This is a genomic window from Vibrio sp. D173a (assembly GCF_030248475.1).
The window spans coordinates 21022-32157 of sequence record NZ_JAHGAH010000008.1 but is presented as its reverse complement, the minus strand read 5'-3'; the positions used below and the strand labels follow the sequence as shown (position 1 = coordinate 32157).

At 44.4% G+C, this 11136-nt stretch carries 9 protein-coding genes; 2 read left to right on the top strand and 7 right to left on the bottom strand.

Translation table 11 applies throughout. The features are described from left to right. Positions 1 to 231 (top strand): transposase (locus KIV40_RS01705; protein WP_285347800.1); only part of this gene is annotated, 231 nt, incomplete at its 5' end. An 18-nt stretch (positions 232 to 249) separates the two neighbouring features. Here the strand turns inward: KIV40_RS01705 and KIV40_RS01700 are convergent. The 7 genes from KIV40_RS01700 to KIV40_RS01670 form a co-directional block, all read right to left on the bottom strand. Further along, positions 250 to 1707, bottom strand: a complete 1458-nt coding sequence (locus KIV40_RS01700) for a carboxylesterase family protein (protein WP_285347799.1) — start codon at positions 1705 to 1707, stop codon at positions 250 to 252. An 85-nt stretch (positions 1708 to 1792) separates the two neighbouring features. Then, positions 1793 to 4378, bottom strand: a complete 2586-nt coding sequence (locus KIV40_RS01695) for a hypothetical protein (protein ID WP_240305201.1) — start codon at positions 4376 to 4378, stop codon at positions 1793 to 1795. Positions 4379 to 4805: 427 nt separating this feature from the next. After that, on the bottom strand, positions 4806 to 5705 hold the full coding sequence (locus KIV40_RS01690; protein WP_162093231.1) for a hypothetical protein: 900 nt from the start codon (positions 5703 to 5705) through the stop codon (positions 4806 to 4808). A gap of 75 nt (positions 5706 to 5780) precedes the next feature. Beyond that, a complete protein-coding gene (locus KIV40_RS01685; RefSeq protein ID WP_012128441.1) occupies positions 5781 to 6515 on the bottom strand; it encodes a hypothetical protein in 735 nt (244 codons plus the stop codon). Between the two features lie 12 nt (positions 6516 to 6527). Continuing rightward, complete coding sequence (locus KIV40_RS01680) at positions 6528 to 8765, bottom strand: inverse autotransporter beta domain-containing protein (RefSeq protein WP_285347798.1); 2238 nt, start codon at positions 8763 to 8765, stop codon at positions 6528 to 6530. Positions 8766 to 8990: 225 nt separating this feature from the next. Then, positions 8991 to 10121: a patatin family protein gene (locus tag KIV40_RS01675; RefSeq protein ID WP_045379041.1), complete on the bottom strand. Its 1131-nt coding sequence runs from the start codon at positions 10119 to 10121 to the stop codon at positions 8991 to 8993. An 18-nt stretch (positions 10122 to 10139) separates the two neighbouring features. Then, positions 10140 to 10232, bottom strand: a complete 93-nt coding sequence (locus KIV40_RS01670) for a YnhF family membrane protein (RefSeq protein WP_021018032.1) — start codon at positions 10230 to 10232, stop codon at positions 10140 to 10142. 127 nt (positions 10233 to 10359) lie between these two features. Here KIV40_RS01670 and KIV40_RS01665 point away from each other — a divergent pair, with 127 nt between their 5' ends. Continuing rightward, entirely contained in the window at positions 10360 to 10950 is a 591-nt protein-coding gene (locus tag KIV40_RS01665; RefSeq protein ID WP_051117494.1) for an outer membrane beta-barrel protein, read from the top strand. Positions 10951 to 11136: the final 186 nt, after the last annotated feature.

The window sequence follows — 11136 nt, the reverse complement described above, 5'->3', positions numbered from 1 at the left end:
GATAATAATCGTGCTGAACGCGCCATTAAACCGCTGGTCATTGGCAGAAAAAATTGGCTGTTCTCAAACACACCAAATGGTGCTGATGCGAGCGCGATGCTTTACAGCATCGTCGAGACAGCGAAAGCCAACGGCCTTATCCTCTACGACTACATGGTCAAGTGCATGAAAGAGCTCGCGAAAGCGGAGCCTGATATCGATGCGCTCCTACCTTGGAACTTCAAACATTAACAACACCGCCCCGTGGGTTCATGGGGCGCATACAGAAAAAACGGTAGGGCCAGATACTGCGTTCACCTCATTTCCGAAGATGAAAGACAGTTCAGCACCATGACAAGATGTTTCTGACGGTGAGCATGTTTTTGTAAAGCTCTCCACGTAGTAATCCGGCCACAAGGCAAAGTCTGGTTGATAGTTAAATTGGTACAGCGAGGTTGTTGTTTGGTTTGACGACAAGTTTTGCGCAACATGTTGGGATGAACACATAAATAAAACTTGATTCATCAATTTTCGGGCGTTGTTTTTTCGCTTTTCAGGCGTGCTGTTCCACCAGTTTAAGTGGAATGCAGGCAAATTGCGCAACTGCTCTCCTTTGTCTGAACCAAAGAATGCATCAACCAAAAGATTATAGCTACCAGGCGCGTTGAGTATCACATCGAAAGGAGCGACAAAGATGTTGGATTCATCTTTGTTAAAGCCTAGAGTCACATCTACCCCATCTACTTTTTGTAGGTCAATCGGCTGATATGGGATGGTCTCTCCATCGACATACGGCGCCCAGGCCAACAGGCCAGATGTACTTGGCGTAATTGTCATCAAGTTATTCATTTGCGTTGTCGCCGCCTTCATTTGAGACTGTATATTGATGATCTCTTCAAAAGGTACAGTTTGAATATCTTGATCATTACTGAGTTTGTCTTTTACCTGCTCAGCTAACCATTGCGCCGATTTGGCATCTTTGTATTTCACACCATATGGGTTGCTTTCCATAATAGCGCGTTGATATAGGTGCGCATTTTGTTTCTCATCCATTAACTGAATGCCGATTGACATCGCACCAGCGCTTTCGCCAAACAAAGTAATATTCTCAGCATCACCACCAAAGTTACCAATGTTGTCATGAATCCAACTTAACGCTGATTTTTGGTTTTGGATGCCATAGTTACCCGAGTGCTCGCTGCTGTAGAAACTACCAAGAATGCCAAGACGATAGTTAATGCTGACGAGAATAAATGGATTTCCTTCATCAGCGTTTTTTGCAACCAGTTTAGCACCATCAAACTGCTCAACGGTGCTAGAACCTAGCTCAAATGCGCCACCGTGAATGAACACATAAACAGGCAGTTTTTCATCGTTAGCAATGTCAGATGGACGCCAGATGTTTGCATTCAAACAATCTTCGCTTTGTGCTTCTTGTACAACACCATTAGCTTCCATGGTATGCGGCACTTGTGGACAAATATCTCCCGTAACCGTCGCATCATAGTGCTCGCCAGTAATAAAGTGATGACGCTGTGGTGCACTAAATCGCTCAGCAGAAGCGTATTTTACGCCAAGAAATGCATCAACTTGTGCAGAATAATCAGCCGGTGAATTGATGAGGCCCTGAAGCGTTGCACCGTCAATTTCCGCCAGTGGCGAAGCAATTGCTGAAGAACTAAGAGCCAAAAGCGAGCTGGTAATCGAGATATAAAGTGTATTTTTCATGGTTTACCGAACCTATAAATCAATGAGTAAAATGACTAAGAAAATAAGAGGAGGCTTTCATCCCTCCCCCAAAAGAACAGATCAATTATTCTGGTAGCTCAGTCCAAGCGTTGTAGCCTTTCTTAGTCTCAGTGAAATCTAGTGTCGGTCGGCCAAAACCAGTTTCACAAGCCGTTTCATTCGCAGGTAAAGAGAAGAAGGCGTTATGTGGATTGAATTCGGTAAAGAAACGATATACTTGGTCGAAAGCAACAGGCATAGACATTCTGCGCTGATCAACCTTTCTGGTTGTGCCTGCACGAACCAGCTCCCAACGCTCATTCCAGTTAACACGAACATATGCATCGTAATCTGAGTTGTTGGTTGCGGTTAGAGAGATCGTGCTCCAGTAGCTGAATAGCTCTTTACCTGTTTGGCATCGCATCGTCAGATCAACAGGAACAGTTTTCGGTTTATTGCTGTCTTGAACACCAAAGCGAGACACAAACATATGCTGGTTTATCGATCCTTTGTCACCATTTTTCGGGTACACAATTAAATCGCCCCAAACACTGCCACCAGCACCACCACCGCTGCGGTCAAAGACACGACCATTTTTAAGCGACGCGATCGTCATCTCAGAGGTGTTACCTGAAGTCACGATCGACTCTTCTAAGTGTTGATCGCTTTGAGCTTTGAAAGAGAACAACTGCGAGACACCGTAATCGACGTCACATCGCTCAGCAGTCACGTTATAACCATTCACCGTCAGACATTGAGTATCATCAGAGAATGGACGAACTTGGAATACGTTCGTTGGATGCGTAACTGTGCCTAATGCAGCTGGGACAAACTTAAATAGGACGTTTGGATCTGTGTTTTCATTTACAACTTTAGAAGCATTACAGTCTTGGAATGCAAACTTACCACCCATGTTTGTCAAACATTGGGTCGTGCCGTTACCCGTAAAGTTAATAATGCGCTTACCACGATCACCGATCGCAATGTTAAAACGCTTTGATTTCACTTTATCAACGCCATGAACACGGTAATGAGCAACAAGATCCAGAGGTAAAACAACATTAGCAAAACGAGGGAAATACTTTTCGTATTGGCTGCCTAGATTAGCAATCGCATCAGTAATACCGTCGTTGACGGTTGCAACATCTAGGTAGAATTGACCATCTTCAGAGAACTCAACCGCTTTCGCCAAGATGTTATTGTTAATCGTCTTCTCGACCAGCTTTAAGCCTTCTTCAACTAGGCTTGGAAGATCTGGGGCGTAAACTTTCACAAACTCAACAAGCGGATATTCCGCTGACCACGTCACACTCTCTAGACCTGAAATTGCGCTTTGGTCCAGCGTATCTAATGCTAAACGAATGCCGGTGTTTCTAGCCTCACGGATATCGCTGCGGCTGCCTTTGTTCGTAATTTTTGTCACTGCACCATTAATGTATGCATTGTCGTAAACAACGTTGTTCACTGGATCAATGTCTTCAACAACGATCTGACGCGTATCCGTGTTGTAAGTCACGACCGTTGTGACATTGTTCCACTTGAATGTCTTTTGTCCTGTGGTTTCAATATCAAAAGGGACATCTGTGGTTACATGACCACCTGTTAACGTCTGCTTGTGATTGCCGTTGACGTCAATTGTTTGCGGATGGTCGGCATCTTGCCAGACGTTCACGCCTGTTAAACGCACTTCGCTACCATTAGCAACCAAATCACATGTTTGTGGATTACCTTGTGTCAGTACACACTGGCTGTCTTGGTTATTTGAATCGACAATGCGCATCGGAGAAGCGTCTAAGTATGCACCTTGGCCCGTCATCGTCGTCAAACCTTGTGGATCGACAAAAGTGATTGGCGTGTCGTTATCATTCAGTTTGTAGCCAAGAGTTGCAGTGTAAAACGCCTCACTATCCCAACCCTCTGACGGTTTGATTTGTCCCGTTATCTTGTTGTGACCACTAACAATGCTTTGGCTTTGACCCGTCAATGTCACCCACTCTGCAGTGGTGTTATCTTCACCAGTGCCAATGGTCTTTTGCAGCAGAACTCGAATAGGTTGATTAGCAAAGCTACTTGCGTTGCCTTTTACCAGGTCAAAATCTAACGTCACCTCGATTGGCGTTTCAGTAGCAAGCCACATTTTCCCGTTTCGGATCAGCTTCTCGTCTTTCGCCGGTTCAAATGTTGCAGAGGCATTTTCAATTTCAGGAGCGTCCGGTACTAAGTCGTCGATAGTCAGGTCACCACCCCAACCTGCGCGAAAGCCCTCTGTACGAATCTCAACGCGTAGGCCACTGGAATGAAAACCACTGTTCGGTAAAACACACGACCATTGGTTATTGCCCAAACTTGAACATTCAGAGCGACTCCCATCTGAGCCATGTATCTTTACAAGACTTGGCGACATTTCGTCCCACCAGCTCATCGCTGGGAATGACACTGGCGTGACTACGGTGATCTGCTGGCCTGGGTTCAGCGTTAAGCCTTCAGGGTTTATATTAGCGATGCAAAAGTCGCTTGCGCCGTGGGGGTTATTATTAAGGCATCGTTGACTGTTAACGATATTGGTAGAACCGTAGTTAGTAGCAATGTCTTGCGTGACTTGCGTAGCATACGCAGTCGAAACGCCGGCCAAGCTGGTCAGCAGCGCCGTGTATATAGGGGTTAATCTCATAGAAATTAAGTCTCTCTAGTTGTAAACAACAGTATTTAAAATGGGTATAAAAACCGTCTTTAAACCACATAGAGCACGATGTTTTTTGTTAAGCGGCACGGGTTAAAAGGTGCAACTAAATCGCCCTACTTCACCAAAAAACCTAAAGGTAATATGCAATTCAAAGACAGGGCAAGTATCCCCCCTTCCGTTCAAGGAAATACAGCGAATCACCGTTAGTTTAGGTTTTATGAGATTCTTTTATGACTATGTAATTCAATACCTTAGAATCAGGCAGGCCGAACAATGTAGGTCGAACTAAATAAGAGAAATGACTTGTCATTCTACAGGAAACAGAGCGCTGGCAACTCGTCATTTTGTAACACGCAAATGTGTAAAATGCCCAGAATCAGGGCATTTTCATCGATGGATAATTGGTGGCAAGACACTAATTAAATTGAGTACAGTGCACCATGTTCGTGCGATAGTCCGTACTGGATTGGGCTAATATTTGAAAATTAAAATCGTGTAAAGTCACGCCGTCGGATACCACTCCCATATTGCGAGCAGAATAGATGGTTGGCGCCATAGGCCCGGGATGGATTTTGGTCACTTTAAACTCGATCCACTCTTTACAATCGTCATGGCAGTATTGAACGGTTAATTGTTCAGGTAAGGCCTTTTCTTGAAAGGTTGGGATAAAAGCATTTACAGCATTGGTAAAATCAATCCCCTGAGCACTATCCACTTGACTCAATTTTCCGGGTAATGAACCGAGCGCCATATTTGGAAATTTTAAATAATGGGTATGATTCCCAGTTGCTGAAGTAGAAAGTACCATCGTCTGCACCGCTTTATCGCCGGCCTCATAACAGATCCCTTTAGTGCCATCTGGCGGGTACTCTAGCGCCACAGGTAACGGTTCACTTTCAAAGGTGCGTGTTGCTTCCGGATAGCCCTTTTCAACTTTGCCGCTGTATTTCACTGTCAGAGGCTTAAAACCCACTCCTTTATCAAACACCCTGTCAATATCCGATGGATTGATGGTCAGGGTTGGCGAATTCGCGAAGCAGTCTCCCTTATCATTACACCACTGGTAGGTTTTTGAATCGGCAATGACCTTATCACCATCAGGATCGAGCTCTTGAATCGGAAGAACGGAAATGGAGCCGGTACCTATGGTGTTATTTTCACTCGGCGCGACATTCCATTCAGGCATACCGGTTGGATAGCCGTGGCCTGCGATGGCTGACGTATTATTCGAACACACTTGGTTTTCAGGGCATTCTGCCATCGCAGACCAAGAACAGATAAGAGCCAAAATAGTGATGAATGATTGACGTATCATGGTTGTACCCTCATAGAGAGAAAGCGGGCTGAAAACAGCCCGCTTGGTAATTGGTTAAAGCTTAATTAAACGAAATTAACGCAGTGAAGCACGAGTGATTGGCGCCTCGTTCATAGACGCAGTGATGGTGTAACCTTGAAGCTCTTTAGTGAGTTTGAATGTTAGGTCATTACCAGAATCATTCAGCTCACTTTGTAGAGCCGCTTCTGCTTGCTCCCTTGGGTATAGACCCGCTGTGTCACCGGTCTCATTTTCTGCCAGCGTGAACGTCACATCTGCGATATTCAGATCGACATCAGCACCATCGAATGCGTGTACCGTCAATGTTTCACCAACTTCATAAACACCACTGATGGATAGATCCATTTCCGCAGCGACATTGAATTCGTTAGAGGTCATTTCATCAGACACAAGCGTTTCTGAAGGGTAGCCATATTGAGTATGAACTTTCCAAACCAGTGTTAGTTTTTTGTTTTTTAGCTCATCGAAGTTTGAGAACTCAATCGCGCCGCCATTCAACTTACTAATATCAGCCTTCTCTTCCTTGCCGTATTGGGTACCTCCGGCATCTTGTAGCCAATACGTCACAGAAGTGATGTCATCATTGTCAGTATCTTCATGAGTCGGAACACTGAACTCCACTTTGATAGGCGCCGGCGTCCACTTGATATCTGTTTTTGTAATGACCGGAGCCGTCACGGTTGGTTGATGACCCTGTACTGGTTCAGTGACATTACTTTCAATCGCCCAAGCTGCTGTTGCTGTGAAACCGCTGATAAGAAGCCCAAGTGTAATGGCTGTTTTCTTCATAATACTCTCTTTTTATTTGATTATTTTTTGTTGATTGGTTGTTGTTTTCTGATTGGCCGTAACCTTGATCTGGAAGCCCTGATCAGCACCAGTCAATTGGTAGTTTCTCCCTGAAGCCCCTGCAATCTTTTCAAAATCACCTGACTTATCATGGGCTCGTCGCCACCATTGAAATGCAAAGTTCGACGTATCATTAATCGACTCACCGTTTTCAAACAGCTCTGCTGTCAATGTGTGATGAGTAAACAAAGGGTCACTGCTCTCATTCCCTGAGCCAATGATCTCTTGCTGCCCTCTGAATATTTTGATCTGGTATTGCTTAGCCTTAGCCCATTCAACTATCCCCTGCTTAGCGTGGTCTCGGTCATCGTGGTAAATGGCCGTAATTTTCACTTTATTGGCTTCTTCACTAAGGAGAACCAGTTCAGCCACGCCCTCCTCATCAGTCGTCGTATTCACGATAATCGTGGTTTGACCATCTTTGAGAATTGGGACTTCACCATTAATATTGAGACCGAGTAAGCTCTCAGCAGAAAGCTCAAACGCAATCGGCGCACTTGCTGCCGCTACGCTTAATTTCGCGGTTGCAGTAATTCGCTCACCGGCAACGGCTCTAGCAGGTGAAAAGCCCAAGGATTCAAGAACTTTGCTGTCCGTTACTGTGATTTTCATTGTGTTGGACTGCTTTATTTGCCCACTACGCAACTTGTAAGAAACGGACAGTGACAAGGTATTGTTAGCGTCATAACGATAGGCTGGCGCGATAAATGTTGGGCTTGAGGCTTGTATGTCATTAAGATAGTTCGCCGCATCACCTTGCCACTGGTATGACACAATATCGGCGCCCCCTTTGACTTCCATCCAAGACGAGAGCATTTGCTGACTCAACTCTGTAACGAGTGCACTTTCCGGTAGGCGAATACTTATCTCAGCAAACTTCTGTTTGTACTCCAGCACCATGTTATGGTCACGCTGAACAAAATCAGTCAATCGCTCCGGTTTCGGTAGTAAACTCTGTTGAGACAAGCGTCGCTCACCCTCGTAGAGACCACTCAGCGATAAGGAATAATTGATCCCTGCAATCCATTGCTCCTTTGCGCCTTGCTCAGTTTGATAGCCCAGCGAGAACGCCCACGCAGGATCAGGACGAAACTCTGTACTCAAGCTGAAATGGTATGGATTTTTCGATGGCAAACTGCCATCACTGTGTTCCACGTAACAGCCAAGGTATTGACCCGCCGTTAAACCAAACTTCCAGCGCGTATCCAAAGGCAGATACGTCTCCAAGTTCAAATCCCAGCCCTTCGCTGCCTTCTCAACTAGGCTGTTCATTCCTTCATAGTGATCCGGCGAGTCTTTCCAATTGGAGAGTGGGAAGTAAGCATTTGTGCTAAATGTGCCGTAATCCAAGCCATATTCCGCACCAACACTGACACGCGTATGCTGACGCGATAGATCGTAATCAAAAAAAACATTCACCCCGAAGAACTGGCTATCATCCAACTGACGATAACCTAACCCTAGGTGCGCAAAATCTCGCCCGTGGAAGTTCTCACGATTGAACACCGCCCCTGTTTGCATAAACCATAATGCTCGACCGTTTTGATCCCAGAATGGAAGTAGTGTTTCGAAATGATCAAACGCCCATTGATTACCTTTGTTTAGCGAAAGACCAATATCAAAATTGGCATCTTCCCATTGTTCAGATAACCACTGCTCAGTCGTGCTAACACCATTGGCCACGAGCCTTGACGGCAGCTGCTCTTGGTATGCCTTTGTATTGCCCATTTCATACTGCTGCTGACTGATCGCAACCAACTCAGAAGTAAAAGTGTTTAAGTAAGGACTCACCTCATCACTAGAGTTATCTTGTAAGCCTAAGTTAGGTAAAGCATCAATCAACGTCTCAGTAACTTGATAGTTGTTGTCCGTGATTTCATACACCAAAGGCTCCGCTATCTTCCATAATTCCGGTGTGTATGGACCGCATTGAATTAAGGTTGCACCACTTGGTTGAATATCCTCTCGACAATAGGTACCCAAATTTAACAGCGCTTGTAGCTGTCTCTCTTCGTCTCCATAAAATGAAAAGATAACAACGGTGTTTTTCTCAACTTTTGAAGCAGAGTGCGACACTTGCTCGCGGCTTGCTTCATCAACAATATTTTTCTCATGAGCTAAAACCGAATGACTGGAGATAGGCAAACAGGAAAGAACAAATAAAGAGTGAATAATTCTTTTCAATAGCATGGCGTATAGAACGATAAAAAATTTATACGCAATCTAATGCAAGGATGGTGAATCACTAGGTAATTCAACGATAAAGAAAGTTAAAACATTATAAATCAACAACTTGAATTTATTTGAAGGGAGTTTCGTAAACTCTTTTGAGAACTTTCAGATAGGTTTTATAGGTTAAGGAAGAAAAAACAGCCCACAATCCGAGCAACCCAATGAAGTGCTCATGCTAAAGGCTTACTGATTAGATAACTCGTCATACAACCGAACAAGATTAAAGCCTGTTTGTAATCCGAGTTGATAATCATGCTCTAATGCTTCTGGGTCGCTCATTAAAGAGGAGGATTGCAATTCTTCTCTTGGGGCGAGTTGTAGGATAAACGTGTCATCCGGAGGTGTAGATAGGAATGCTTGAGTCAGCTCGAAGGTTTGGTAGTGAATCATCAACATATCCGCTAAGCCGGAGTCAAAGTTCTCCCCAATTAGGTGACTTAAACGGTATAAGTTATCAGCCCCAAACAACCAGCGTCCGCCATTTAACAGCTTACCACCAGTTAGTTTAGAGTCATGCGCAGCATTAATTTTCTGCTGAAGAAAGCCACTCCAATCTTCTTTCCATTGATTCACTTTAACTTGCCAAGACTCTTGTACTGAATTGATGGATTCGCGATACCATTCGACTTTGTCATCATCAATTTCACTTTGTACTTTTGCTTCGGATTCAGAGAAAGGTTCGGTACGAATCACAATAATATTACGCGCATTTTGCCGCCAAGCTTCTTGCACAGGAATAGAGGCAGAAACGCCACCATCGACAAAACGCTGACCATTCACATCTACAGGACCTTGATACAATTTTGGGATTGCACAAGTCGCCACCATAGTGCTTACCCAATCCGCACCGAGTATTGGAAGATACTGATCAGAGAGCGTATCGACATTGGTTACTGCAGCAAATGCTCCACGGTCGCCTAGTGCCAAACGGCCAAGGTCTAAGTCCAGCTTGTAAGGGTAATCTTGAATTCTTTCTAAAGCCCACTCTAAGCCAAGGTACTGCTTCTTACGGATATAGCGGAATAGATTAAAGAATTGATCAGATGTGGTGAGGTCTGTAATGAAGGACTTACCCATGCCATGTTGACGACAAAGGAAAGCACATAGGTTGAGTGCACCAGCAGAGGTGCCATAAAACTCGTCAAACGGGTCAAAGTTAGAGAGAAGAAATGCGTCTAGTACTCCAGCGGTAAAAATCCCTCTCTGCCCTCCTCCTTGCGTGACAAGGGCTGTTTTGCCATTTCTAAAGTGCTCATAAACGTCGACGTTTAGCTCTGTATGGCTGTCAGTGATAATACCGCTGTTACGTATCATAGGCGCAGTGCCAGTGATTTAGGCCGTAGTAATCGCAATAATGCCAAAAGAGAGTAAAACTGCGAATATCGTGACGACGATGAGTAGGGCTGATTTTAGATCGTGTTCCATAGACACCTCCTTTTGTTGTAACAAATTAATAACACCAGTGTGAATTATGTTCAAGATTTGCTTAATTTAGTCGCACGATTTTGACTAAGGCATCACAATTAGCTTAGTCATAATAAGGAGATAGCAAATGAACTATAAAGTTGGCTGGCTAATGGGGAGTGTATTATTGGGTTGTTCTATGACTGCTCAAGCAAACGTTATCGTTACCCCCTATGTCGGCTTTACAGGAGGTGGGGAAGTCGAGGATCAAAAGGAACGTACCTACGATTTAGACCCTTCTATTAACTACGCGTTATCGGTAGAAACCCCTTTTGAAATGGGTCGTATTGGTTTGTTTTACTCTAATCAATCTTCTGAATTACAAGACATCAATAACTCGATAGATGTGCACTACCTGCAGTTTCAAAGCAGTATTTACTACCCACTTTCTCAAGGGTGGCAAACCTATGTCGGACTTGGTTTAGGTGGCTCTTATACCGATGCGGATTGGGTTAGTGACAAATATGGTTTTTCGGCCAGTGCTTTCGCTGGTCTCGAATATGAATTTTCAAAAAACTTTGCCATGACGGCTCAGATCCGTTGGTTGGGCACCGTTGTGGATAATGATACCTCCGGTGCATGTGTCCTTCCGACTGATGGCTCATCTTGCATCATCAAGTTTGAGACCGACTGGATGAACCAATTCCAATCCAATATTGGCTTTAGTTTCCGCTTCTAATAACTTTCACTTTCAAAGCATGATTTTGGCGAAAAATCCTCTATGGGGCGTATCGAATACAGGGATACGCCCTAATACTTAAAAATAGTTAATTTGACCAAGATCACATCCAAGCTTCAGTATTTTATTTCAAAAGCCTCCCACCATAACTGGTCAGATAGCCTAGCAAACCACTAATTAACAATA

Coding starts and splice junctions, on each gene's coding strand:
- KIV40_RS01700 (WP_285347799.1), bottom strand. CDS start 1,707: ATGAAAAATACACTTTATATCTCGATTACCAGCTCGCTTTTGGCTCTT.
- KIV40_RS01695 (WP_240305201.1), bottom strand. CDS start 4,378: ATGAGATTAACCCCTATATACACGGCGCTGCTGACCAGCTTGGCCGGC.
- KIV40_RS01690 (WP_162093231.1), bottom strand. CDS start 5,705: ATGATACGTCAATCATTCATCACTATTTTGGCTCTTATCTGTTCTTGG.
- KIV40_RS01685 (WP_012128441.1), bottom strand. CDS start 6,515: ATGAAGAAAACAGCCATTACACTTGGGCTTCTTATCAGCGGTTTCACA.
- KIV40_RS01680 (WP_285347798.1), bottom strand. CDS start 8,765: ATGCTATTGAAAAGAATTATTCACTCTTTATTTGTTCTTTCCTGTTTG.
- KIV40_RS01675 (WP_045379041.1), bottom strand. CDS start 10,121: ATGATACGTAACAGCGGTATTATCACTGACAGCCATACAGAGCTAAAC.
- KIV40_RS01670 (WP_021018032.1), bottom strand. CDS start 10,232: ATGGAACACGATCTAAAATCAGCCCTACTCATCGTCGTCACGATATTC.
- KIV40_RS01665 (WP_051117494.1), top strand. CDS start 10,360: ATGAACTATAAAGTTGGCTGGCTAATGGGGAGTGTATTATTGGGTTGT.